Origin of the sequence: Aromatoleum anaerobium (assembly GCF_012910705.2) — a bacterium.
Lineage (GTDB): Bacteria > Pseudomonadota > Gammaproteobacteria > Burkholderiales > Rhodocyclaceae > Aromatoleum > Aromatoleum anaerobium.
Genome location: NZ_WTVG02000037.1, coordinates 421059 through 446824 on the forward strand (window position 1 = coordinate 421059; position 25766 = coordinate 446824).

The following is a 25766-nucleotide window of genomic DNA, read 5'->3' on the forward strand; positions in this document are numbered from 1 at the left end:
ATTAGAGAATGTCAATGACTACAAAATCAAAAAATTCCAGACCGAAAACGAAGAGTCCTGTCGCCCCCGCCGGAAGCCACTCGCCGAGTGATATTCGGCGCGCCGATCCGTTCTTCGAGCGCGAATCCGTAGAGTACGAGAATCCGCTGCCGAGCCGCGAATATGTCGAGCAGACGCTCGCCGAGCAGGGCGTGCCGATGAGCTTCACGGAGCTGTGCAGTGCGCTCGACGTCACCGCCGACGAAGCGCCGCTGTTCGAGCGCCGTTTGCGCGCGATGCAGCGCGACGGCCAGCTGGTCCGCAACCGGCGCGATGCCTTCCTGCTGCCGGACAAGGCAGACCTGATCCGCGGCCGCGTCGCGGGGCATGCCGACGGCTTCGGCTTCCTGATCCGCGACGACGGGCAGCCCGATGTCTTTCTCGGGCCGAAGGAAATGCGCGAAGTGCTGCACGGCGACCGCGTGATTGCGCGCGTCACCGGCCTCGACCGGCGCGGCCGGCCCGAAGGCAAGATCGTCGAAGTGCTCGAACGCGCGAACACCCGCGTTGTCGGGCGGGTGCTCGATGCGCACGGCGTGCAGGTGGTCGTGCCGGAAAACCGCCGTCTCGCCCAGGACATCCTGCTCGCGCCGGGGGGCAAGAAGGCGGTGCCGGGCCAGGTCGTGACCGTTGAACTGATTGTGCAGCCGACGAAATTCGCGCAGCCGATCGGCAAGATTGTCGAGGTGCTCGGTAACTATGCCGATCCCGGCATGGAAATCGAGATCGCGCTGCGCAAGCACGAACTGCCGTACGAGTTTTCGCCCGAAGCAAAGGCCGAGACGCGCAAGCTGCCGCTGAAGGTGCGCAAGAAGGACTGGGCCGGCCGCGAGGACATCACGAACCTGCCGCTGGTGACGATCGACGGCGAGACGGCGAAGGACTTCGACGATGCGGTGTATTGCGAGCGCCAGGGCCGGGGCTTCCGGCTCATCGTCGCGATCGCCGATGTGTCGCACTATGTCGAGGCCGGCGGCGATCTCGACGAAGATGCGCAGGACCGCGGCAACTCGGTGTATTTCCCGCGCCGCGTGATCCCGATGCTGCCGGAAAAGCTCAGCAACGGCCTGTGCTCGCTGAATCCGCAGGTCGAACGCCTGTGCATGGTGTGCGACATGAGCATCTCGCCGACCGGCGCGATCAAGGCATACCGCTTTTACCCGGCCGTGATGTTCTCGCACGCGCGGCTCACCTACAACCAGGTCGCCGCCGCGCTGTACGAACAGGATCCGGGCGCGCGCAATGCAGTCGGCCCGCTGCTGCCGCACCTCGAGAACCTCGACAAGCTGTTCCGCGTGCTGCTCAAGGCACGGGCCAAGCGCGGCGCGATCGACTTCGAGACGACCGAGACGCGGATGATCTTCGACGACGCCGGCAAGATCGAGCGCATCGTCCCCGAAGTGCGCAACGACGCGCACCGCCTGATCGAGGAATGCATGCTCGCGGCGAACGTCTGCGCGTCGGAGTTCCTGCAGACTCGCGAACATCCCGCGCTGTACCGCGTGCACGAGGGGCCGACGCCGGAGAAGCTCGAGAAGCTGCGCAATTTCCTCACCGAATTCGGCCTTGGCCTGGGCGGCGGCGACGAGCCGAAGGCGGGCGATTACGGCAAGCTGCTCGAGAAGGTCAAGGAGCGCCCGGACGCGCAGCTGCTGCAGACGGTGATGCTGCGTTCGCTGCGCCAGGCGGTGTATAGCCCGGACAATGTCGGCCACTTCGGCCTCGCGTACGAGGCCTACACGCACTTCACGTCGCCGATCCGGCGCTACCCGGACCTGCTCGTGCATCGCTCGATCAAGGCCGCGCTCGAGAACCGCACGTACGAGGCCGGCGACTGGGACCAGATCGGCCTGCACTGCTCGGCGACCGAGCGGCGCGCCGACGAGGCGACCCGCGACGTCGTCTCATGGCTGAAGTGCTATTACATGCAGGACAAGGTCGGCGAGGAATTTTCCGGCAGCGTGTCGGCGGTGGTACCCTTCGGCCTCTTCGTCGCCCTCGACGACATTTTCATCGAGGGGCTGGTGCATATCTCCGATCTGGGCAGCGACTATTTCCACTACGACGAAACGCGCCACGAACTGGCCGGCGAGCGCACCGGGGCGCGTTACCGGCTTTCCGACCGGGTGCGCGTGCAACTGGTGCGGGTCGATCTGGAGACGACCAAGATCGATTTTCGCCTGATCGAAGGGCCGCAGCGGCCGACCGAACGGGTCGGCAAGACCGGCAAGGAGCGCAAGCGGGCCGAGGTGGTCGAGGAGATCGAGGTCGGTGAGGCGGCGGGCGAGGTGGCCGATGTCGCCGAGGTGGCAACCGCGCTCGTCGATGCGCCCGTTGCCCCCCGGACGGGGCGCGGACGCAAGCAGGTCGCCGCGCTGTTCCAGCCTCCCGTCACGGTCACGCCTGACCAGCAGGCGGCATCGCCGCAAGAGGGTGTCGCGAAGAAGCCCCGCAAGGCGAAAACGGCCGGCGAACCGGCCACCGATAAACCCGCAACAGGCAAAAAGAAAGGCACCGCCCGTGGCTGACAAGCCCTCAAGCAAACAACGCCCGATCCACACCACCGCGGCTGGCAGGCGCCCGGCGCCGCAGCGCGACGCCGGCTCCGCCGCAGACAGCCGCAGGCCGGCCAGAATTCGCGGGGAGTCCGACGCAGGAGAGGCTCCTGAGGCGCCTGCGGCCCGTGAAGGCCGGGGAGAGTCGCGGCTGATCTACGGTTTCCATGCCGTGCTCGGCAAGCTCAGACGCGACCCGGAGTCGGTGTTCGAGCTTTACCTGTCCGCACAGCGCACCGATGCGCGCGCGAAAGACGTCGTCCGGCTCGCCGAGTCGCAGAACGTGCGCCTGATCCAGGCCGAGGCGGAGCGCCTCGACGGCATGGTCGGCACGCGCCGCCACCAAGGGGTCGTCGCTTGCGTCGATGCGAAGAGCCGCGAGCTGAAGCTTGCCGACGTCCTCGAAGTGCTCGAGGAAAACGCGCTGATCCTGGTGCTCGATGGCGTGCAGGACCCGCACAACCTCGGCGCCTGCCTGCGCGTCGCGGACGCCGCCGGCGCGCACGCGGTCGTGGCGCCGAAGGACCGCGCCGTCGGCCTCAACGCGACCGCGATCAAGGTCGCGAGCGGCGCGGCCGACAGCGTGCCGTACGTCACGGTGACGAATCTCGCCCGCGCGCTGCGCGAAATGCAGGAAGCGGGCATCTGGGTCGTCGGCGCGGCCGGCGAGGCGGAGAAATCGGTGTACGAAGTCGACCAGAAAGGCCCGGTCGCGTGGGTTCTCGGCGCCGAAGGCGACGGCCTGCGCCGGCTCACGCGCGAGACTTGCGACGAACTGGCGCGCATCCCGATGCTCGGGACCGTCGAGAGCCTCAACGTCTCGGTCGCGAGCGGCATCTGCCTGTTCGAGGCGCGGCGCCAGCGCGGCGCGTAAGGGGTGTAAGGCATGCCAGGCGCGGGGCCGCTTACAGCCTGAACGGGATTTACCCGTTCCGCGCAGCTCGCCCGCGTCGCATTGCGCGCAGCTGCTTCCGCAATTGCCGGGGCGTGCGCTATCGCCGAGGTGCCACCCCGGCGGCCAAGGCCCTCGTCAAGGGCTCCCCGCCGGCCGACAGCGCAGTGCTGGCGCCGATCGGTTCAGCCGGCCGAAAGATCCACTCGTCGTAGCGCGCCGCACTGGGCGCAGCGGGGCCTAGCTCGGGCGGCAGGCCGGACTTGCGGATGGGTTCGCCGGTCTCCCGGCTGTGAATGCCGACGATCGCCTGGCCCTCGCGTACCAGTCCCCAGTCCGGGCGTCCGCTCAGCGGGTCGCGGTAGATGCGCCGCAGATGGCGCCTGACGGTCGGGAAGCGGCGATCTTCGACGAGTTCATCGAGGCTGGCCGGCCAGGCCGGAGCACCCGGCGAGTCGGCATGGTAGCGGCCGATCGCGCGGGCGATCTCGCTGCCGATGACGAGGAGCTCGGCCTCGCGTTCACGCGCCACCGCCTTCTCCCACACGACCCCGACCTCGGCGGCGAACAATCCCAGCGCAGCGGCGGCAAACAGCACCAGGAGATAAGTGTAGCCGCGCTGGCGCCTACCAGTCCGCATAATTCCCGCCATCGGACGCTCGTTGCGCGGCGCCGCTGCGAATGTCCCAGACACCTTCACTTTCGCCTTCGCCGTCCGGCGGCGCCAGGAGCTTCCACGTCGCATCGGATTCGGTGATCGGGTCCTTCGGTACCGCGCGCAGGTAGCGCCGGCTCACCAGGTCGTCCAGCTTCTGCGGATAGCTCCCGGTATCGGCGCGGTACTTGTCGATGGCGTCGCGCATGACGGCGAGGGACTGCCGCAGCGTTGCTTCGCGCGCCCGGTCCAGATGGGCGAAATAGCGCGGAGCCGCAATCGAGAGCAGGGTCGCGATGATCGCCATCACCACCAGCAGCTCGATCAGCGTGAAGCCGGCGGGCCGGGACGGGCCGCGGGAAACGCCCGGGGAGCGGCGGTTAATCATGTCCGGACTTCTCTACCATTCGCGATACGGAACACCGTTCAGCCCGACTCGCCGTGACAGCGAATGAATATCGAAGACGTCCTCGCCTTCGGTCGGCGTCTCCGGCGGGCTTGCATAACTGCGAAGCCCCCAGGTGCGTTCGGCGGGCACGTCCGGGTCGGTGAAGAACGGATCGCGCGGAATGCGACGCAGAAAATAGATTTTCCGGCTGTTCGGGTCGGTGATGTCGGGCACGCCCTTGACGAGCGCGGCGAGGTCGGGCGGACAGCCTGAAGCTCCCGCCTCGCGCTCGATCCGGTTCGCATCGAAAGCGGCCTTGTAGGCGTCGATGCCGCCGCGGATCGCGCGCAGCGCCGCGCGCAGTTCCGACTCCCGCGCGCGCTGGGCGGTGAGTTCGGCCAGCGGCATCGCGGCGCTCGCGAGCACGGCGACGATCGCAACCGTCACGACGAGTTCGATGAGCGTGAAGCCGCGCAACGCTCTTGCGCTCAACGTGCCTTCCTCAAAGCGTCACCTCGATGCTGACGCCGCCGCCGCTTCCTTCGGGCGTCGTGGTTTCCCCGCTGCTGCGGCGCACCGTCACTTCCTCAAGCGAGATATCCACCGCGCCGCTCGTGCCCGGACGCACGACGAACGGCACTTGGACGGTGATGTGCTCCGCTCCCGCGGGGAGGTCTACCTTGACTCGGCCTTCACCGGCCGGCTGGCCGCCCGCAGGTTCGAGACGCAGCGGGTCGAAACCGAGGATCGCTTCGCCTCCGGCGATCGAGCCCGGCACGACGAGATCGAGCGTGGCCCGGATGCGTTCGCCGCTTCGTGCCGTGGAGGGTCCGTGGATGCTCACGACTCCCGGGCCGTCCGGCTCCGTTGCGGGCGGCGCGAGCGGCGGCGCATCGTCCGGGAGGGGTGTCCCGGCGGGCAGGGCGTCCGGCGTCCGGCTCGGCGCGCCCGCGTCCGAACTCCACAGCCCGAGGCTGCCGGGCAGGGTCGGGCCGAGCGCCAGCCGCGTCGCGCCGATGCTCGCGTCGGTGCCCGCTGGCAGGTCGGCACGCGCGAGCGACGGGGCGACGATGTTGCGCACGATGCGCGGCGTGATCAGGAGGACGATTTCGGTCTTGCTCGCGTTATTGCGCTCGCTGGAGAACAGGCGGCCGATCAGGGGCAGGTCGCCCAGGCCCGGCAGGCGCTGCGCGCTGCGGCGTTCCTCGTCGCTGATCAGGCCGGCGAGGACCTGGGTTTCGCCGTTTCGCAGCCGCAGCACGGTCGCGGCGCTGCGCGTGCCGACCTGATAGGCGAGCGAGTCCGACGGCCCCGGCACTTCGCGGACGATGTTGCTGACTTCGAGCGCGACCTTGATCGCGACCTCGTCATCGAGCGTCACCGCTGGCTCGACGTCGAGCTTGAGGCCGACGTCGAGGTAGCTCACCGAGGCGGAAACCCCCACGTTCGCGGTCGACGTCGTCGTGAACACCGGCAGCTTCTCGCCGATGTGAATCTTCGCTTTCTCGCGGTTCTTCACCCGGATGCGCGGGTTCGCGAGCAGGTTCGTGTCGCCGTCCTCGGCGCGCAGGCGAAGGGTCAGCGCCGGATTCGTCACAAAGCCGGTAAGGTCGCCCCACTGCGCGCGCGGCACGACGCCCGGCGCGATCTCGCTGCCGGGCAGCGTGACGACTTCACTGACGATGCCGGCCGCGGTCTGGGTCTGGGTGATCTGCTGCTGGCTGCGCAGCAGGCCATAACCGATCTCGTCGGGAAAGTCGAGGCCGAGCTCGCGCAGCTTGCTGCGCGCCACTTCCAGCACTTCGACCTCCAGCATGACTTCGGGCTCGGCGACGTCGAGCGAGGCAAGCAGGCGTTCGGCCAGGCGGACCGCCTGGGGCGTGTCCTTGATCACCAGCAGGTTGAGCTTCTCGTCGATGAACATGTCCTTGCTCTTGACCAACTGCTTGAGCAGGCTCTGGGCCTGTTTCGCGTCGGCGTTCGCGAGGTAGAAGCTGCGCGTCACGAGTTCCTGGTAGTCGCGCTGTTTGGCGGGAGTCGCCGGATAGATCAACACCGAATTCGCATTGAGCACCTTGTGCTCGATCTGCTGCGTGATGGCGATCAGCTTGATGACTTCGTCGACCGAACTGTCGCGCACGAAGAGCGTCACCGCCGAGTCGACCTTGACGTCGCGGTCGAAGACGAAATTGAGCCCGGCGGCGTGCGACAGCGCTTCGAAAACCACGCGCAGCGGCGCGTCGCGGAACTGCAGGGTCACCGGCTTCGCGAGCGGGCCGCTGAGCGTCTCGGCGAGCGGAGCACGACGTTCGGCGCGCTCTTCAATGTCGCGCAGCAGCCTGCGCGCACGCGCGTTGTTCGGCGCTCCGGCGAGCAGCGCGCGCACGAGCCGCTCGGCGGTGGCGAGGTCGTTGCGCGCCCACGCCGCTTCGGCCTCGGCGAGCCGCGCCACACGGCGCCGGTCGGCCTCGACCGCCTCGAGCCCGGCGCGTGCGCGAGGATGATCGGGATCGATCTCCTGCGCCTCGCGATAGCGCCGCGCAGCTTCGTCCAGGCGTCCCGCCGTCCGGGCGCGTTCGGCGTCTGCGAGGCGCTCCGCGGTGAGCAGTTCGCGCTGCCGGATGTAATAGGCGCGTAGTTCCGGATCGTTGGGCGTGTCGCGCACGGCCTGCCTCAGCCGGGCGAAAGCCTGGGTGCGATCGCCGCCGGAAAATTCGGCGCGGCTGCGCTCCACCGCGTCCTTCGTCGTGCTGCAGGCGGAAAGGAGGCCGGCCAGGAGCAGGGCAGCGAAAATCGCGCGGCCATAGTCCATCCAGTTCGCCCCCGGATCGCGACGGGCCCGCCGCCCGCGCAGGACGCGAAAAGTCGGTGGGGCTGCGGCCATGGCGGCAGTTGTACTGAGGATCATGACGAGCCCGAAACGGTGAGCACCTGGCGCATGCGCCGTGGCAGATAAGTGAATTCGATGAAGGCGGTGGTGACGCGCTCGACCCGGTAGCGGTCGTCGAGGGTGTCGTGTGCGCGCACGACGCGCAGTTGTTCGCCTTCGAGGAGGAACGCGGTCAGCTCGCCACGTTCTTCCAGTGCGCCGACGAAGCGAAAGGGCAAGGGCGGTGCCTCCGGCACGGCCGGCGCGGGGGACGGGATTGCCAACTCGGCGGGAGGGTGAAGCTGCGTCGGCGGCAGGATGTCGGCGGCGACGTCCGGCAGAGGCGCGCGGTTGACACTCAGTCCGTCCAGCGACGGCATCGGCTGCGGGACGCGGGCGCGCCGGGTCGTTTCCGGGCTGCGCCGACCGTCGCGAACCCTGTTGGCTTCGTCGGCCGGCAAGCCGGTCTCGTCCTCCAGCGAAGCCGCCCACCAGGTTGCCGCCAGGGTGGCGACGAGCGCGGCGCCGATGACGAACCTGCGGCGTCTGTCGCGGCTCATCAGTCCTTCCTCATAAAAAGCACGAACCGCGCCTCGCCTTCGACCTCGCTGCTTCGGGAGGCGGCGCGCTTGACAGACAGCGACTCCAGGGCGAGTTCGGGCATCTCGCGCAGCGTCTCGGCAAGCCAGGCGTAGACCCGCGTGAAGTCGCCGCTGACCGGCAGCGCGAGCGATACGCGCTTCAGCGGGGTGTCGGGGACGTCAGCGGTGTCGTAAGCGGCGCCCTGGATCGCGATGCCTTGCGCCTCGGCCATTGCGTGCAGGCGGTCGAGCCTCGCCGGCAACGCCGCCGGGGCGGGAAACGCCGCGTAATAGCGGTCGATTCGGCTGCGGGGATCGGCCGTCGCGCCGGCTGACTGCCGCGCGGGGCGCAGCAGCCGGGCCCGCTCCTCGGCGAGCGCGTCGCGTTGCGCGCCCATCTCGGCGTCGCCGGAGAACCCGAACGCCAGGGCGAAGGCGAGCAGCGATGCGCCGAGCACGCCCGGCCATCCGGCGTGCAGAATCGCCCGCAGGACCGCCTCCTGGATGCGCGCGCCATGTTTCATCGCCCATTTCCCCAGCGCGCGCTGGTCGCAAAACGTATGACATCGCCCCCGTCGCCGCTCGTCCATTCATGGCGATCGATGCGCGCGTCGCGCAGTCCGCCTTGTTGCTGCAGGCGGCGGAGATGGTCGAAGGCGGCGCCGAGCGCGGGCGCTTCGCCGACGAGATTCAGGCGTCCGTCCGCGGCGTCGGCATGGATTTCGAGAAGCGCGACGTCGTCGCTGCGCGCGCGCGCAAGCCCGGCGAAGAGTCCGCTCCAGTCCGCATTCCTCTGTGCCGAGACCTTGACCGCTGCCTGTGCTTCCTTCGCCGAGGGAGGGGCCGACGGAGCCGCAGGGGCCGCGGAGAGCTTGCGCTGCAGCTGGTGGCGCAGGCGGGCGACGATGGCTTCGCGCTCGGCGAGGTCGGCGCGGGCGGCCTCGAACGCCACCAGCTCGAGGCCGACGGCGACGAGTCCCAGGCCCAGCAGCACCCAGCCGAGCCAGCCGGGACGGCGGCGAACCGGGGCGAAATCGAGTGCGAGGCGTGCGGGGGCGCCGCGAATCAGGGCCACGCTGCGTCTCCCGCGTCTTGGGTACGCCAGCCTGCGGGCGCGGCCGGTGCGATGCCCAACGTGTAGAGCACCCCCGCCCCGTCGGCCCCGGGCGTGCGCAGCGTCCAGCTCTCGAGTGTCTGGCGCAGCACCTGCGCTCCGTGCTCGCCGACGTTCTGGCTGCGCAGCGCCTGCCACGCACCGTCGCGCCACAAGCCGACGGTGAGCCGATCCCCCCGGGAAACCGCGAGTGCGCCGAAGGCTCCCGGGGCGCTGTCGAGGCGGCGCTGCAGCTGGTTGAAGCGATGCACGAAGCATCCCGCGACGCCGACCAGGCGCAGCCGGCGTGTGCGGGCAAACGCCTGGATTCCCTCCGTCACGCTGCGCGACGCGGCGCATGCGAGGACCGGGAAATGCACCGGTCCGCGGTCGAACGCGAACGTCCACTCCGGCTCGGCGACGCCGTGCACTTCGCGGAAACGGTGGGCGAGATAAGCCTGGCGCTCCTCCCGGCCGCGCACGCCATCGGGCCAGCGCACGACCAGGTAGCGCAGCCAGCTGTCGTCGATCACGACCTGGAGGCGACTGCGCGAGGGTGTGGCGCCGGCATCGAGCGCTTCGAGCGCGGCCGCCGGCGTCGCCCCGCCGAACGCGATCCGGCGCGCGCCCGGCCCCGTGCCGAGCGTCCACGCCCCGGCTTCGAGGCACAGCAGCAGATCAGCCGAGGAGCGTGACACGATTCAATTCCTGGAGGGTCGTTTCCCCTTTTTCCACCAGCTGCGTGACGGCGGTGCGCAGAGAGCGGAAGCCGCGGCGGCGCGCGGCCTCCTTCATGCTGCGCAGCGGCGCGCGGCTGACGATCAGTTCGCGCAGCTCGTCGTCGAGGAGCAGCACTTCGGCGACTGCGCGGCGGCCGCGGTAGCCCGAGCCGCGACAGTGGCCGCAGCCGGCGCCGGCGCGGTAACGGAAGCCGCTGCTGTCGCCGAGCTGCGATTCGGCGACGAGCTGCGGGTCGGGGACAACATCGCGGCTGCAGTGCGGGCAGTTGATCCGCACGAGGCGCTGGGCGACCGCGCCGTTCAGGGCGCCCACGAGGTTGTAGGGGTCGATCCCCATGTGCATGAAGCGGCCGATCACGTCGAACACGCTGTTGGCGTGTACGGTGGTGAACACCAGGTGGCCGGTGAGCGCGGCCTGCACGGCGATCTCGGCGGTATCGGGGTCGCGGATCTCGCCCACCATGATCTTGTCCGGGTCGTGGCGCAGGATCGAACGCAGGCCGCGGGCGAACGTGAGGCCTTTTTTTTCATTCACCGGAATCTGCAGCACGCCGGCGAGCTGATATTCCACCGGGTCCTCGATGGTGACGATCTTGTCCAGGCCGTGGTTGGTTTCGCCGAGTACCGCGTAGAGCGTCGTGGTCTTGCCGCTGCCGGTCGGGCCGGTGACGAGGAGCATGCCGTAAGGCTCGCCGGCGAGGCGGCGCAGCAGGCTGCGCGAGTCGGGATCGAAGCCGAGTGCCTCGAGGGTCAGGCCGCTCATCTCGCGCGTCAGGTGTTCCTTGTCGAGGATGCGCAGCACCGCGTCCTCGCCATGGATGCTGGGCATGATCGACACGCGGAAGTCGATCTCGCGCCCGCCCGCCTGCGCCTTGAAGCGACCGTCCTGGGGTACGCGGCTTTCGGCGATGTCGAGCTCGGCCATCACCTTGAGGCGCGAGATCGCCTGTTCGGCCAGATCGTTGCCGGAAGCGCCGCCGACGCGGGAGAGGACGCCGTCGACGCGGTACTTGATGACCAGGCCGCCCGGCACCGCCTCGAGGTGGATGTCGCTCGCGCCCTGCTTGAGCGCGTCGTAGAGGGTGGAATTGACCAGCTTCACGACGGGACTCGCGTCGGCGCTGATGCGCCGCAGCGACAAGTCCTCGACGTCATCGCCGCCCACGCCTGTATCGCGCGCGTCGGTCACGCCGGCGGCGCGGCGCACCTCGTCCTCGTGGCGCGCGAGACAGGCGCCGAGGTCGTCGCGGTCGGCGAGCGCCAGCGTGAAAGGCTCGGCCAGACGCGCGCCGAGGCCGTCGAGCAGGTCGTCATCGAACGGATCGGCCAGCACCACCAGCAGCGCGCCGTCCTCGTCACGCACGGCCACGCATTCGCGCCGCAGCGAAGTCTCGAAGTCGATCGCGGTGAAGTCGGGGGCGAGATTCATCAGGCGGGCGGGGGCGACGACGGGCAGATGGACGGTTGCCCCGAGACGCGCCAGCCGTTCGGCGGGCGCCGCTTCCGGCCCGGCCAGGGCGTCGAGCAGCCGGCCGCCTGCCGCGCGCGCGGCGGCGAGTTCCTTAGCGGAGAAAGGCGGGCGCTGCGGCAGTGACAGGTCGTGCCAGGGGATCACGGCTTCGTGCTTCATCCGATGGTCTCGGCCAGCTGGAAGATGGGCAGGTACATCAGCACCACGATCAGGCCGATCGCGCAGCCGATGATGAGCATCAGCAGCGGTCCGAACAGGCGTGTGAGCCATTCCACCTGCCGGGCAGTGTCGTTCTCGTGGAACTCGGCCGAGCGGGTCAGCATCTCGCCCAGGTTGCCGGCGCGTTCGCCCACTTCCAGCATGCGCAGCGCCACTCGGGTGGTGAGGCCGTGGGCCGCCAGCGTCGCGGAAAAGGCGCGGCCTTCGCGAATGCCTTCGATCGCGAGTTCGAGGCTGCCGCGCAGCCCCGGCGAAAGCAGGCCGGCGACCATGCGCAGCGCAGTGATCGCCGGAATTCCTCCTGACAGCAGCATGCCCAGCGTGCGGTAAAAGCGGGCGAGCTGGAACACCCTCAGGCGCTTGCCCAGCATGGGCACCTTCCAGAGCTGGCGACCCGCCACCGCGCGCAGCGCCGGAGCGCGCACCGTGGCGATCGTGACGAAGACGGCTCCCAGCACGATGACGCCGAGCCCGGCCGCATGGTGTTCGACGAACTGGCCCCAGTCGAGCAGCACCCGCGACAGCCACGGAAGATTGCCGCCGACGTCGGCGTAGATGTGCGAGAAGCGCGGCACCACGTAACCCAGCAGGAAAAGCACGACCAGCCCGCCGACCGCCAGCAGCAACACCGGATAGATCGCCGCGCTCACCAGCTTGCCGCGCAGCGTCTCGACCTGTTGCTGGTACGCGATATAGCGCTCCAGCGCGAGGTCGAGGTCGCTGGTGCGCTCCGCCGCGCGGACCATCGCGATGTAGAACGGGGGAAACGCTTCGGGCGCGCCTTCCAGCGCAGTCGACAGCGAGCGCCCTTCGCGCAGCGCGCCTTGCAGCTTCAACAGCACGGACTGCACTGCCCGGCGCCCTTCCCCTTCGGCAAGGGCGGAAATCGCCTCGGCGAGCGGAATGCCCGCGCGCAGCAGGGCGAGCATCTCCTGGTTGAACAGCAGCAGCGGGAAGCGGGCCACGACGCGGGAGGCGTCCGCGGTCGCGCGCAGGGTCAGGATCGACAGCCCGCGCGCCGCGGCGAGCGCCCGTGCTTCGGCCTCGCTGGTGGCTTCCAGCTCGGTTTCGACCACGGAGGCGTCGGCGGCAAGGGCCTTGAGGCGGTAGCGCATGAAGAACCGCTGCGCTTACCAGTTCACCACATCGGCCCCGTCGCCTTCGCCACCGGGTTGGCCGTCGGCGCCGAAAGAGTAGAGGTCGAACTCGCTGCGTTCGCCGGGATAGCGATACTCGTAGGACTTGCCCCACGGATCGCTGGGCACGGCCTTGCGCAGGTAAGGACCCTCCCAGCGTTCCTCGCCCCCCGGCGAGTTCACCAGCGCATCGAGGCCCAATTCGGTGGAAGGATAGTGGCCGAGGTCGAGGCGGTACTGGTCAAGCGCCTTTTCCAGCGCGTCGATCTGCGCGCGCGCGGTCTTGACTTCGGATTTGCCGATCTGCGCGAAAAAGCGCGGGCCGACGTAGCCGGCGAGAAGGCCGATGATGACCATCACGACGAGCAGTTCGAGGAGGGTGAAACCGCGATGGGCAAATCGAGTGGGGCGTGCTGGGGTACCGTGCTTCGGGGTATCAATCATTACCGTCCGGCCGAAAGCGATAAATCGTGGAGCCGAGATTGTCGCATGGGCGAGCGCGATGAAAAGATTCGTTTCCGATGTACGGGCGGTGCGCAGGCATGCGCGGAGACACGGAGTGAAGGACGGGCTGCGGAGCAATGAACGCGCTTCAGGCGGCTTGCCATCCCGGGAACGAGCCCCGCGTGGGTCGAAAGAAACGGTTCAGAATGACATGGCCCCACGCCACTCATCGCCGGAGTGGGGCAGGCAACACGCGGTCTCGCACCGCGGCTTGTCGGTGCGCGCCTATCAGCGATGATAGTTAAAAGCGACCGGCTCCGCCGCAACGGCGCCGATCGCTCATGCCGAACAGGTTAGACTTTCTGACGGCGCACCAAAGCAATGCCCGTCAGTCCGATCCCCAGTAGCGCCAATGTGAAGGGCTCGGGGACCTGTTGTTGCGGGAAGCAATCCGGGAACGTGCCGGGAGCGCCCGGAGGACAGCCGCCACCCGGAGGCGTGTTGATGAAGCTCTCGCTTCCGCCGCTGGCAAATCCCTGCACATGGATGCCGATCCTCAACTCGCCTGTTCCGAGCTCGGAAAGCACGTCGGCAAAAGTTCCCCCGCCCTGCAAATCGAAAATGATCGTTACCTGCTCACCAGGATTTACGCCGTTGGGCTGAGCGGGAGGATCCGAGTCAGCCAAGAAGCCAGCCGTCGTTTCGAACGCAGGGGTGATGCCGTTCCCCCCGGGCAGGTCGCCCGGGCTTGCACCTTGCGAGAAGCTGACGCCAAGTCCATTGATGATCGAGGCGATCCCCAACAAGGTCCCGTCGTCAAAATAGATGTCGGTGATGGAGCTGGCATCCAGTCCGACGTTGGCAAACAAAAAGCTGACTTGATTGGAACCGGCATCCGTCACGTCGACGGTTAGCTGCGCCTCGCCGATGTCCGCGTCACCAGCGTTGTTGTTGGTGATGGATGTGAAACTCAAGGGTATTGCTGCGGCGGGCGTCGGCGCCAGCCCAGCGAACACCCCGATTGCCGCAATTGCCGCCGAAGCCTTCAGCTTCCTGGCGCAGAAGCCTGCGATGCCGATCGGATCCATGATCTTCTCCTCTTTACCGGGACCTCACCGGTGCTCGGGTCCGCCCTGAGCTCCGTACGGCCGTAAAGAGGCAAGCGCCATGCCAAATCGTATGTTACTGTTTTCATTGTGTGATTTTTTTCACGCTGAGGAAAGTGTCAAGATTGCCGACAGTTCGCAACTGTGATAGAGGGGCGTGGAGGCATGGAAGTGCAAGAAGCGACAAGCCGCCGCCAGTGCGCCGGCTTGTCGCCTCCAGTGCGGATCGATCTACTTGGTGACCGAAATGCTTCGGGTGGCGGCGTTGCCGGCCGTATCCTTGGCCACGACCTGGACAGTGTGCGTGCCGCCGGACTCCTTGCGGGTGTTCCAGAGGTAGGAGAGGCTCGAACCATTGACGGTGCTCTTGAGCTGACCGTCGATGTAGAGGCTCAAGCTGGCGACGCCGACGTTGTCGCTGGCGCTGGCGCTGACGGTGACCTTGCTGCCGATGTTGGCGCCATTCGTGGGGCTGCTGATGGTGGCGGTCGGCACGACCGTGTCGGTGCTGGCGCTAGCGGCATTGGCTACCTTCACCGCGGCGCTGCTCGATGCGTAGTTGCCGACGGCGTCATAGGCGTAGGCGGTCAGGGTAGCGTTGCCATCGGCGACGGTGGTGCTGTCCCAGCTGAAACCGTACGGGGCGGTGGTGTCGCTGGCGAGCTTGCTGCCGTTGACGAGGAGGTCGACGCGGCTGATGCCGACATTGTCGGCAGCCGAGACGTTGATCGCCACCAGGCCCTTGACGGTGCTGCCGCTGGTGGGCGAGGAGACGCTCACGCTGGGGGCGGTGGAGTCGCTCGGGGCCGAGCCCTTGGCGGCCTGGACGGCGGCGGCGGCGTTGACCAGTCCGTAGCCGTAGTACTTGTCCCAGCCGGCCGCTCCCAAATCCTTGGCGGTGGACTGCAGTAGTTGTTGGACCTGGGATGCGCCAAGGGTCGGGTTGACCGCCATCATGAGGGCGACGACGCCGGCCGTGACGGGACTGGAAAAGGAGGTGCCGCTTACCGAGCCGTAGCCGCCGCCGTTGGCGGTAGTCCAGATGCCCGCGCCGGGGGCGGCCAGGTCCACGTAGTTGCCGTAGCTCGACCAACTGGTCTTGGCGTCGTTACTGTCGGTGGCAGAAACGATGATCATCGTGTCGGTGGACGCGAAGGTGGTCTCGGTCCCGTAGTTTCCCGCAGACACGGTGACGAGGCCGCCCTTGTTCTTCATGTACTGGGCCGCGCTCACGATGGTGGAACTGGTTGAGACGCCGTAGAAGCTGAGGTTGGCCACACGCGCGCCGCGATCTGCCGCCCAAGTGAGGCCGCTGGCGATGGCCGAAAGCGAGCCCGAACCGGAACTGCTGGAGACGCGCACCGGCATGATTTTCGCGGCACCGGCTACCGCGGCGACACCCGTTGCATTGTTGGTAGCGGCGGCCACCGTGCCGGCGACCTTGGTGCCATGGCCGTTGACGTCGGTGGTGTTGGAGTTGCCGTCGTAGAAGTTCCAACCCGACACCAGCTTGCCGGCAAGGTCGGGATGGCTGGCATCGACGCCCGAGTCGAGGATGGCCACGGTCACGCCTGCACCCGTGCTCGCGTCCCAGGCGGTGGGGGCTTGGATCTTGGGCAGGTGCCAGGCTTTGCTGAAATAGGGATCGTTCACGCTGCCTGCCGGTTCGAGCAGCATGTCCAGCTCGGCGAACTTCAAGTGCTTGTTCTTGCTCAGCAACGCGGCCACCGCCTTTTCGGAGACATTGGGCGGCAACTGCACGACATGGACGCCGATTGCCTCGATGCGCTCGATGGATTTGCCGCCGTGGGCCTTGAGGATCTTCTCGAGGGCAGCTTCCGGCAGGCCCGGGCGGGGCTGGACCAGGATTCGTCCGGGCACCCACGCGGGCGTGTCGTTGGCCCCGTATGCCGCCATTGAGCCGGCCGAACCGGCAAGGGCCAGCGCGAGCACGAGAGAAACATTGCGGCGTTGCAGTGAAACTCGCCGAAACCCGTGGGGGCGGACGTTCATGGTCGTGTCGTTCATCTTCGACTCCTCTCGCATTTCTCCGGGCCGATCCGTAGAACACGCGAGGAAATGCGGACAGCAGATGAACAGCACCCGTCCGAGAGGGGTGTGATTCCATCGCCTGGCAATCCCGCTGTCATGGGGCGACCCCTGTAGACCGGTGATTTTGCGTCCCCGCCTTTCGACGGGTTTGCCTTTTTCAGAGCTACCGACAGGGCACTGTCAGCGCGGGGAATTTACGACACAAGTTGCGTGAAGTTCTCTTGACTTACATTTAGAAACAACATGTGTCGGTTTGCGGATCCGTCCATGAGGGACGGTTCGCGTGCCGATGCCTTGCGCCATGTTGTGGTGCAGCATACCGAATGATGCACCGGATTGGTGTCCTTCCTGTTGCTCCGGCACAGCCATTTTCCAATGCAACCTACTAAAAAATAATAAAAACAATATGTTGCGTCACTCGTCGAAGCTGGCACCGGTTTTGCGATAACTGAATACAGCTCGGGGCAATGAAGCTTGGGTGCAGCGCCTGACACCAGACATGCGCACCGCAGCGGGTGTCGCTTATCCCGAAGTGAGCTTCCGGGGAATGAATTCGCAAGGAGATACGGCATGAAAAAAATGAAACTCGTGATGATCGGCAACGGCATGGCCGGCGTGCGCACGCTGGAGGAACTGCTCAAGCACGCGCCCGATCTCTACGACATCACCGTGTTCGGCGCCGAGCCGCACGGCAACTACAACCGCATCCTGCTGTCGCCGGTGCTCGCTGGCGAGATGACGCTGCCGGAGATCATGCTCAACGATCTCGACTGGTACGGCGACAACGGCATCCGGCTCCACGCCGGCAAGAAGGTCACAACGATCGACCGCGTGCATCGCCGCATCATCGCCGACGACGGCACGGAGGCCGAATACGACCGCCTGCTCATCGCGACCGGCTCGACGCCGTTCATTCCGCCGATCCCCGGCAAGGACCTGGCGGGGGTGCTTGCGTACCGCGACATCGCCGACACCGAGGCGATGATCGACGCGGCGACGCACTACAAGCATGCGGTCGTCATCGGCGCGGGCCTCCTCGGCCTCGAAGCCGCGAACGGCCTGATGTTGCGCGGCATGGACGTGACTGTCGTACATCTGGCGGACTGGATCATGGAGCGCCAGCTCGACCGCGCCGCGGCCGACATGCTGCAGGCGTCGCTCGAGGCGAAGGGCATGAAGTTCCTGCTGTCGAAGCAGACCGAGGCGCTCGTCGAAGGCGAGGGGGGGCGTGTCGGCGCGGTGCGCTTCAAGGATGGCGCCGAGATCCCGGCCGACCTCGTCGTCGTCGCCGCCGGCATCCGGCCGAACTACGCGCTCGCAGAAAGCGCCGGGATCTATTGCGGCGAAGGCCGCGTGCGCGGCATCCAGGTGTCGGACACGATGCAGACCGTCACCGACCCGCGCATCTACGCGGTCGGCGAATGCGTCGCGCATCGCGGCATCGCCTACGGGCTCGTTGCGCCGCTGTTCGAGCAGGGCAAGGTGTGCGCGAACCACCTCGCGAACTTCGGCATCGGCCGCTACGAGGGCTCGGTGACCTCGACGAAGCTCAAGGTGACCGGCATCGACGTGTTCTCGGCCGGCGACTTCACCGGTGGCGCCGACACCGAAGAGATCGTGCTGCACGACAGGCAGGGCGGCGTCTACAAGCGCATCGTCATCCGGAACAACCGCATCGTCGGTTCGGTGCTGTACGGCGACACCGCCGACGGCTCGTGGTACTTCCAGCTGATGAAGGACGGCCAGGACATCGGCGCGATCCGCGACCACCTGATGTTCGGCCAGAACCACCTCGGCGACGCCGGCCACAAGGGCGAGCACAAGGCCGTCGCGATGCCCGACAGCGCCGAGGTGTGCGGCTGCAACGGCGTGTGCAAGGGCACCATCGTCAAGGCGATCCAGGAGAAAGGGCTGTTCACGCTCGATGACGTCAAGAAGCACACGAAGGCGGCGTCCTCCTGCGGTTCCTGCACCGGCCTCGTCGAGCAGATCCTCGCCTCGACGATCGGCGGCGCGTATCAGGCGGTCAGCGTGCACGACAAGGCGGTGTGCGCTTGCACGGAGCTGTCGCACGGCGACGTCAGGAAGGCCATCCGCGATCACAGGCTGCTGACCATCCCCGACGCGATGGACATGATGGCGTGGAAGACGCCGAACGGCTGTGCGACCTGCCGCCCGGCGCTGAACTACTACCTGATCTCGACCTGGCCGCACGAGGCGCAGGACGATCCGCAGAGCCGCTTCGTCAACGAGCGCGCGCACGCGAACATCCAGAAGGACGGCACGTACTCGGTCGTGCCGCAGATGCTCGGCGGGCTGACGACGCCGGCCGAGCTGCGCCGCATCGCCGACGTCGCCGAGAAGTACAACGTGCCGACAGTGAAAGTCACCGGGGGCCAGCGCATCGATCTGCTCGGCATCAAGAAAGACGACCTGCCGAAAGTGTGGAAGGACCTCGGTATGCCGACCGGCCACGCCTACGGCAAGAGCATCCGCACCGTGAAGACCTGCGTCGGCGCCGAGCACTGCCGTTTCGGCACGCAGCGCTCGATGGCGATGGGCGTCGATCTCGAACGCATGCTGTTCGGCATGTGGAGCCCGCACAAGGTCAAGCTCGCGGTGTCCGGCTGCCCGCGCAACTGCGCCGAATCGGGCATCAAGGACGTCGGCGTGATCGGCGTCGATTCCGGCTGGGAGCTGTACGTCGCGGGCAACGGCGGCATCAAGACCGAAGTCGCGCAGTTCCTGTGCAAGGTCGCGACGCGCGAGGAGGTGCTCGAATATTCGGCCGCGTTCCTGCAGCTTTACCGCGAGGAAGGCTATTACCTCGAACGCACGGTGCATTACGTGCATCGCGTCGGCCTCGAGCACGTCAAGAAGCGCGTCGTCGAGGACGCCGCGACGCGGCGCGCGCTGTACGAGCGCCTGCTGTACGCGGTGCAGGACTACAAGGACCCGTGGGCGGAGCGCTACGCAGCCGATGCGGCACCGGCGCTGCGCGCGCCATTCGAAACCCTGGAAGCGTGAGAAACACGATGACGATGAATGCCATGACCCTTCGCAAGACCGATACCGATATCGCTGCCGATGCCGGCTGGAAAACGATCTGTGCGCTCGACGACATCCCGGTGCTCGGCGCGCGCGTCGTCGCCTCGAAGAGCGGCGACATCGCGATCTTCCGCACCGCCGACGACGAGGTCTTCGCGATGCACGACAAATGCCCGCACAAGAACGGCCCGCTGTCGCAGGGCATCGTGCATGGCCGCCAGGTCACGTGCCCGCTGCACGGCTGGAAGATCCAGCTCGACAGCGGCGAGGCGGTTGCGCCCGACGTCGGCTGCACGAAGCCGTTCGAGGTGAAGCTCGTCGACGGCCAGGTGCTGCTGAAGGCGTAAGCGCGCCGGGCATGGCGGTAGGGCGGAAAAGCGAAGCGCCTTCCGCCAGACATCGGTGCGGATCGGACACATGCGGCGGAAGGCGCCTTCGGCTTTTCCGCCCTACCGCTCGCCCCCAACGTTGCAGGGCGGAAAACGAAGTTTCGGCGCAGCCAGGAGCGCAGCGCCTTCCGCCAGACTTTTTGATCGCACCACCGATTCCGGAGCCAACTCGATGGACAAGAAAGCTTTCCTCAAAGCCGGCCACCCGCCAACCCTGCTCGCGGCTTTCCTGTATTTTGACCTCGCCTTCATGGTGTGGGTGATCTTGGGGCCGCTGGGCGTGCAGATCGCCGCCGACCTCGGCCTCGACCACGCGCAGAAAGGCCTGATGGTCGCAATCCCGGTGCTCGCCGGCGCGATTCTGCGGCTCTTCATGGGCGTGCTCGTCGACCACCTGAAGCCGAAGATGGCCGGCGCGATCGGCCAGGTCATCGTCATCGCGGCGCTCTTCGTGGCGTGGCAGTTCGGCATCCACAGCTTTGAGCAGACGCTCGTGCTCGGCGTCTTTCTCGGCGTCGCCGGCGCCTCGTTCGCGGTCGCGCTGCCGCTCGCGTCGCGCTGGTATCCGCCCGAGCACCAGGGCACGGCGCTCGGCATCGCCGGCGCGGGCAACTCGGGCACCGCGATCGCGGCGCTGGTCGCGCCGGGGCTCGCCGCGGCGTATGGCTGGACGAACGTGTTCGGCCTCGCGCTGATCCCGCTCGTGCTGGTGTTCGTGTTCTACCTCGTCGTCGCGAAGGATGCTCCGGAGTGCCCGCCCGCGAAGCCCCTCGCCGAGTACTTCAAGGTGCTGAAGGACAAGGACGCGTGGTGGTTCATGTTCTTCTACGCGGTCACCTTTGGCGGCTTCGTCGGCCTGGCGTCGTCGCTGACGATCTACTTCAATACGCAATACGGCCTCGACGCGAAGATGGCCGGCTACTTCACCGCCGCGTGCGTGTTCGCCGGCTCGATGGTGCGCCCGGTCGGCGGCGCGGTCGCCGATCGCATCGGCGGCATCAAGAGCCTGTCGGTGATGTACGTGTTCGCGGCGCTGTTCCTCGGCATCGTCAGCGTCGGTTTGCCGACGGCGTGGATGGCGCTGGTGGTGTTCGTCGCCGCGATGCTCGCGCTCGGGATGGGCAACGGCGCGGTGTTCCAGCTCGTGCCGCAGCGCTTTCGCAAGGAGATCGGCGTGATGACGGGGCTCGTCGGCATGGCCGGCGGCGTGGGTGGTTTCTATCTCGCGTCCTCGCTCGGCTACGCGAAACAGGCGACCGGCAGCTATCAATCCGGATTCCTGATCTTCGCCGCGCTCGCGCTCGCGGCGCTGGTCGGGCTCACCGCGGTCAAGACGCGCTGGCGCACGACGTGGGGTGCCGCCCACCTGACGTCGGCGAAAATCTGACTCTGAGGCGTTCGGGGAGAAGCGACGTGGCGCGGATCATCGATGCGAGTTCGCGGTTCAAGCCGGCTCCCGTGCCGCCGCGGAACGCGGCTGTCCCCGTCCCCGCGTCGTCGTCGCATCGCGCCGTGGCGAAATCGCTCGAAGTCACGCTCGGCCACGCCTCGCAGCAGGGGCTGCGGCCCGGCAACGAGGACTTCGTCGGCGCGGTGACGCCCGACGGCGCGCCGCTCGCGGCCAAGGGGCTGCTGCTCGCGATCGCCGATGGCGTCGGCGGCCACGCGCGTGGCCGGGAGGCGGCCGAATATTCGGTGCGCGGACTGCTCGCCGACTATTTCTCGACGCCCGACACGTGGAGCGTCGAGAAATCGCTCGACGTCGTGATCGGCGCGCTGAACCGCTGGCTGCTCGCGCAGTCGGCCAAGTCGCGCGAGTACGCCGGCATGGCGACGACGCTGACCGCGTTCGTGCTGCGCGGGCGCCGTTACCACGTCGCGCACGTCGGCGATTCGCGCGCGTACCTGCTGCGCGAGGGCGAGCTGTGCCGCCTGACCGAGGACCACACCTGGGAACACCCCGAGCTCAGCAACGTGCTGCGCCGCGCGGTCGGACTCGATGCGCAGCTCGCCGTCGACTATGACGACGGCGAGCTGGCCGCCGGCGATCGCTTCGTGCTCGTCACCGACGGCGTGTGGGGGGCGCTCGGCGACGGCGGCATCATCGAGATCCTGAAGCGCCACGCGGGCGCCGAAGACGCCGCCGACGTGCTGACGCTGGAAGCGCTCGCGCGCGGCGCGACCGACAACTGCACCGCGCTCGTCGCGAACGTCGAGGCGGTGCCGCCGGATACGCTGCGCGACCGGTTCGCCAGCGCGCGCCACCTGCCGCTGCCACCGCGGCTGAAGGCGGGCGACGTGCTCGACGACTTGCGGGTCGAGGAGCTGTTGCACGAATCGCGCGTGACGCTGCTGTACCGCGTCACGCGCATCGCGACCAATGAGGCGCTGGTGCTGAAGACCTTGCGCCCGGACGCGGACGACGATGAGGCGGCCGGCGCCTTGCTGCGCGAGGAATGGCTCGCGCGACGCGCGCCGTCGCAGAGCTTCCCCGCCGTCGCCGATGCCGATGCGCGCAGCGCCCTGTATTACCTGATGAGCTGGCACGCAGGCGAGACGCTGAAGGCGAAGCTCGCGCGCGGCCACCGCTTCGCGCCGCACGAGCTCGTGGCGATCGGCGCGACGCTGCTGCGCGCGACAGGCGCCCTGCACCGGCTCGGCATCGTGCATCGCGACATCAAGCCCGACAACGTGCATGTCGACCGTCATGGTCAGCTGCGCCTGCTCGACCTCGGCGTCGCTGCGTCCGACGCTGACGACCTGCGCGAGATCAACAATCCGGGCACGCCGTCGTACATGGCGCCGGAACTCTTCAATGGCGGGACGGCGAACGAGTCGTCCGACCTCTACGCGTGCGGCGTGACGCTGTACGAACTCTTGACGCGCAAATACCCGTACGGCGAAGTCGAGCCGTTCCAGCGGCCGCGCTTCGGCGAACCGGTGCCGCCGACGCGCTACCGCCCGGACACGCCGGCGTGGCTCGAAGCGGTGCTGCTGAAGGCCTGCGCGCGCGAGGCCAAGGACCGTTTCGAGACCGCCGAGGAGTTCCTGCTCGCGCTCGAACGCGGCGCGCACCGCCCGCTCGTGACGCATCGCCGCGTGCCGCTCGTCGCGCGCAACCCGGCGCTGGCGCTGAAGCTCTTCGCCGGTGCGTCGCTGCTGCTGAACCTGATCCTGTTGTTTCTGCTCAGTCGGCGCTAGACCGATGATGAGCCTCTCCCGCGGAGCCCCTGATGAAAACGAAAGCCACTTGTCCCTACTGCGGCGTCGGCTGCGGTGTCCTGATCGAACATGACGGTCGCCGCATCACCGGCGTCGCCGGGGACCCCGAACATCCGGCGAATTTCGGCCGGTTGTGCACGAAAGGGGCGACGCTGCACCTCTCCGCGCGGCCCGAAACCCGGCTGCTGTACCCGGAGCTGCGCGGCGCCCGTGGCAAGCCGCGCGAGCGCGCGAGCTGGGACGCCGCACTCGCGACCGCCGCCGAACGCTTCGCCGCGGCGATCAATGAACACGGGCCGGACTCGGTCGCGTTCTACATCTCCGGCCAGCTGCTGACCGAGGACTATTACGTCTTCAACAAGCTCGTGAAAGGGCTCATTGGCACGAACAACATCGATTCGAACTCGCGCCTGTGCATGTCCAGCGCGGTCACGGCGTACAAGCAGACGCTCGGCGCCGACGCGCCGCCCTGTTCGTACGAGGACTTCGCGCACACCGACTGCCTCTTGATCGCCGGGGCGAATCCGTCGTACGCGCACCCGGTCGCGTTCCGCCGCATCGAGGACGCGAAGGCCGCGCGCCCGCAGATGAAGATCATCGTCGTCGACCCGCGCCGCACCGACTCCGCCGCGACCGCCGACCTGCACCTGGCCGTCCTGCCCGGCACCGACATCTGGCTGTACAACGCGATGCTCAACGTGCTGCTGTGGGAAGGCCACGTCGACCAGGCTTTCGTGCGCGAGCACACCGCAGGCTTCGCGGCGCTGCGCGACCATGTGCGCGATGTCACGCCGGCGATCGCCGCCGATGTCTGCGGCCTCGGCAGGCGCGGCGCCGACGACATCGTCACGGCCGCGCGCTGGTGGGGCGAGGCGAAGGCTTCGATGTCGCTGTGGTGCCAGGGGCTGAACCAGTCGACGCACGGCACGCACAACGGGACCGCGCTGATCGCGCTGTCGCTCGCGACCGGCAAGATCGGCAAGCGCGGATGCGGCCCGTTCTCGCTGACCGGGCAGCCCAACGCGATGGGCGGGCGCGAAGTCGGCGGCATGGCGAACCTGATGTCCGGCCACCGCGACCTCGCGAACCCCGAGCACCGCGCCGAAGTCGCGCGGCTGTGGGACGTCGACAGCGTGCCTCCGACGCCGGGCCTGACCGCGATCGAACTCTTCGACGCGGCGCACGACGGCAAGATCAAGGCGCTGTGGATCGCCTGCACGAACCCCGCGCAGTCGCTGCCCGAGCAGGAGCGGCTGCGCGAAGCGCTCACGCGCTGCGACTTCGTCGTGCTGCAGGAGGCCTACCGCAACACCGAGACCGCGCCGTTCGCGGATCTGCTGCTGCCCGCCGCGACCTGGGGCGAGAAGGAAGGCACGGTGACGAACTCGGAGCGGCGCATCACACACGTTCATCGCGCCTTGACGCCGCCGGGCGAAGCGAGGGCCGACTGGCGCATCGTCTGCGATTTCGCGCGCGAACTCGGGCCGCGCATCGGCAAGGAGGCGGCGCGGCTCTTCCCGTACGCGGCGCCGTCCGAGATCTTCGCCGAGCATGCGGCCTCGACCGCCGGGCGCGACCTCGACATCACGGGGCTGTCGTACGCGCTGCTCGATGCGGCCGGTCCGCAGCAGTGGCCGTTTCCAAAAGGCGCGAATGTTGCCGATACAGCCGGCCGTGACCGTCTCTACGCCGACGGCCGTTTCCCGACTGCCGACGGCCGGGCGCATTTCGTCGTGCCGACCGAGCGGCTCACCGCCGAGCGCGCCGACGCGCGCTATCCGCTGCACCTGACGACCGGCCGCCTGCGCGACCAGTGGCACGGCATGAGCCGCAGCGGCAAGGTCGCGCGGCTGTACAATCACGTCGACGAGGCCCGCATCGAGATGCACGCCGACGACCTCGCGCTGCGCGGGCTCAAGAGCGGCGATCTGGTGCACGTCAGGAGCCGCCGCGGCGACGTCGTGCTGCGCGCCGAAGCCTCGCCGGAAATCCGTTCCGGCCAGGCTTTCATCGCGATGCACTGGGGCGGCAACAGCCTGAACTCGGCCGGTGCGAACGCGCTGACGCTGCGCGACGTCGACCCGTACTCGAAGCAGCCCGAGCTCAAGCATGCGGCGGTGCAGGTCGAGAAGGCGGTGCTGCCGTTCCAGGCGCTGATCATGCGCGGCGAGCCCGGCGCGGCCGGCGACGAGGAGGGGAACGGGAACGATGACGCTGCGCCGATCAATGTCCCGGGCAAGGTCGCCGCGGGCAGCGTCACGGCCAACGCTGCCGGCCTCGCGCTGGAACGCGCGGCGGCGCTCGCGCCCTGGCTCGAGCGCTTCAGCTACGCGTCGCTTGCGCTTGCCGGTCGCGACCATCCCGCGGTCGTGCTGCGCATCGCGCACCACCAGCCGATCCCGCCCGAGTGGCTCGCCGAACTCGATGCCTTGCTCGGACTCGACGACGAGCATTGCCTCGCGTACAGCGACACCCGGCGCGGCATCACGAAGCGCGCGCGTATCGACAACGGACTCCTCGTCGGCCTGCGCCTCACCGGCGAGACCGCGGCCGCCGGCTGGCTGCGCGACGTGCTCGTCGAGCGCCAGCCGACCGGGGATCTGCGCCGCTGGATCCTCGCGCCGCTCGCGAATCCGCCGGAGGCGGCGAAGAGCCGCGGCCGCATCGTCTGTACGTGCCTGAACGTCGCCGAGAGCGACATTGCCGCAGCGATCGCCGGCGGCGACGGCTTCGACGTGCTGCAGGCGAAACTCAAATGCGGCACGAGCTGCGGCTCGTGCATACCGGAGATCAAGCGCCTCGTCGCCGCCGGGCGCAGCGTGGCGTAAGGGGGCATGGGTCGTGCCGGCCGAAGGCGCTGAGTTTTT

General features: G+C 68.0%; 20 protein-coding genes and 1 riboswitch. Of the genes, 7 read left to right on the plus strand and 13 right to left on the minus strand.

The features are described 5' to 3' along the window. Positions 1 to 14 precede the first annotated feature (14 nt). Positions 15 to 2567 (plus strand): ribonuclease R, encoded by a 2553-nt coding sequence (rnr, locus tag GO606_RS08050; protein WP_211166597.1) that lies wholly within the window; start codon positions 15 to 17, stop codon positions 2565 to 2567. 178 nt (positions 2568 to 2745) lie between these two features. Further along, positions 2746 to 3468: a 23S rRNA (guanosine(2251)-2'-O)-methyltransferase RlmB gene (rlmB, locus tag GO606_RS08055; RefSeq protein WP_169118203.1), complete on the plus strand. Its 723-nt coding sequence runs from the start codon at positions 2746 to 2748 to the stop codon at positions 3466 to 3468. A gap of 118 nt (positions 3469 to 3586) precedes the next feature. Here rlmB and GO606_RS08060 read toward each other — a convergent pair whose 3' ends face one another. The 13 genes from GO606_RS08060 to GO606_RS08120 all read right to left on the minus strand — a co-directional run bounded on the left by GO606_RS08060 (position 3587) and on the right by GO606_RS08120 (position 16216). After that, positions 3587 to 4126, minus strand: a complete 540-nt coding sequence (locus tag GO606_RS08060; protein WP_246979444.1) for a type II secretion system protein — start codon at positions 4124 to 4126, stop codon at positions 3587 to 3589. After that, positions 4113 to 4529, minus strand: a complete 417-nt coding sequence (locus GO606_RS08065) for a type II secretion system protein (protein ID WP_169118159.1) — start codon at positions 4527 to 4529, stop codon at positions 4113 to 4115. The genes GO606_RS08060 and GO606_RS08065 overlap by 14 nt, the downstream gene beginning before the upstream one ends. Before the next feature lie 12 nt (positions 4530 to 4541). Continuing rightward, a complete protein-coding gene (locus GO606_RS08070) occupies positions 4542 to 5021 on the minus strand; it encodes a type II secretion system protein (RefSeq protein ID WP_169118160.1) in 480 nt (159 codons plus the stop codon). Positions 5022 to 5031: 10 nt separating this feature from the next. Continuing rightward, positions 5032 to 7341, minus strand: a complete 2310-nt coding sequence (locus GO606_RS08075; protein WP_169118161.1) for a secretin N-terminal domain-containing protein — start codon at positions 7339 to 7341, stop codon at positions 5032 to 5034. Positions 7342 to 7433: 92 nt separating this feature from the next. After that, entirely contained in the window at positions 7434 to 7958 is a 525-nt protein-coding gene (locus GO606_RS08080; protein ID WP_169118162.1) for a hypothetical protein, read from the minus strand. Further along, positions 7958 to 8503, minus strand: a complete 546-nt coding sequence (locus GO606_RS08085) for a hypothetical protein (protein WP_169118163.1) — start codon at positions 8501 to 8503, stop codon at positions 7958 to 7960. Before GO606_RS08085 ends, GO606_RS08080 begins: the two co-directional genes overlap by 1 nt. Further along, complete coding sequence (locus GO606_RS08090) at positions 8500 to 9054, minus strand: hypothetical protein (RefSeq protein WP_169118164.1); 555 nt, start codon at positions 9052 to 9054, stop codon at positions 8500 to 8502. Before GO606_RS08090 ends, GO606_RS08085 begins: the two co-directional genes overlap by 4 nt. Further along, the gene (locus GO606_RS08095; RefSeq protein ID WP_169118165.1) at positions 9045 to 9770 is read right to left on the minus strand and encodes a hypothetical protein; all 726 of its coding nucleotides are present in this window, start codon (positions 9768 to 9770) and stop codon (positions 9045 to 9047) included. The genes GO606_RS08090 and GO606_RS08095 overlap by 10 nt, the downstream gene beginning before the upstream one ends. After that, a complete protein-coding gene (locus tag GO606_RS08100; RefSeq protein WP_211166598.1) occupies positions 9751 to 11442 on the minus strand; it encodes a GspE/PulE family protein in 1692 nt (563 codons plus the stop codon). Before GO606_RS08100 ends, GO606_RS08095 begins: the two co-directional genes overlap by 20 nt. Next, entirely contained in the window at positions 11439 to 12617 is a 1179-nt protein-coding gene (locus tag GO606_RS08105; RefSeq protein WP_169118166.1) for a type II secretion system F family protein, read from the minus strand. The genes GO606_RS08100 and GO606_RS08105 overlap by 4 nt, the downstream gene beginning before the upstream one ends. Before the next feature lie 15 nt (positions 12618 to 12632). Next, positions 12633 to 13082 carry a type II secretion system major pseudopilin GspG gene (gene gspG / locus GO606_RS08110; protein ID WP_169118167.1) on the minus strand — a complete coding sequence of 150 codons (450 nt, stop codon included), beginning with the start codon at positions 13080 to 13082 and terminating at the stop codon, positions 12633 to 12635. 353 nt (positions 13083 to 13435) lie between these two features. Beyond that, positions 13436 to 14170: a PEP-CTERM sorting domain-containing protein gene (locus GO606_RS08115; protein ID WP_169118168.1), complete on the minus strand. Its 735-nt coding sequence runs from the start codon at positions 14168 to 14170 to the stop codon at positions 13436 to 13438. Between the two features lie 249 nt (positions 14171 to 14419). Beyond that, complete coding sequence (locus GO606_RS08120) at positions 14420 to 16216, minus strand: S8 family serine peptidase (protein WP_169118169.1); 1797 nt, start codon at positions 16214 to 16216, stop codon at positions 14420 to 14422. A 102-nt stretch (positions 16217 to 16318) separates the two neighbouring features. After that, a riboswitch (cyclic di-GMP riboswitch) is annotated at positions 16319 to 16403 on the minus strand. Between the two features lie 407 nt (positions 16404 to 16810). Between GO606_RS08120 and nirB the strand changes: the two genes are divergently transcribed. From nirB to GO606_RS08145, 5 genes are all read left to right on the plus strand, one after another. Then, on the plus strand, positions 16811 to 19267 hold the full coding sequence (gene nirB, locus GO606_RS08125; RefSeq protein ID WP_169118170.1) for a nitrite reductase large subunit NirB: 2457 nt from the start codon (positions 16811 to 16813) through the stop codon (positions 19265 to 19267). Positions 19268 to 19275: 8 nt separating this feature from the next. Then, positions 19276 to 19635: a nitrite reductase small subunit NirD gene (gene nirD, locus GO606_RS08130; protein WP_246979445.1), complete on the plus strand. Its 360-nt coding sequence runs from the start codon at positions 19276 to 19278 to the stop codon at positions 19633 to 19635. 214 nt (positions 19636 to 19849) lie between these two features. Continuing rightward, positions 19850 to 21064: a nitrate/nitrite transporter gene (locus GO606_RS08135; RefSeq protein WP_169118172.1), complete on the plus strand. Its 1215-nt coding sequence runs from the start codon at positions 19850 to 19852 to the stop codon at positions 21062 to 21064. A 26-nt stretch (positions 21065 to 21090) separates the two neighbouring features. Beyond that, positions 21091 to 22878, plus strand: a complete 1788-nt coding sequence (locus GO606_RS08140) for a bifunctional protein-serine/threonine kinase/phosphatase (RefSeq protein WP_425532196.1) — start codon at positions 21091 to 21093, stop codon at positions 22876 to 22878. A 32-nt stretch (positions 22879 to 22910) separates the two neighbouring features. Then, positions 22911 to 25727 carry a nitrate reductase gene (locus GO606_RS08145; protein WP_169118173.1) on the plus strand — a complete coding sequence of 939 codons (2817 nt, stop codon included), beginning with the start codon at positions 22911 to 22913 and terminating at the stop codon, positions 25725 to 25727. The last annotated feature ends 39 nt before the right edge of the window (positions 25728 to 25766 follow it).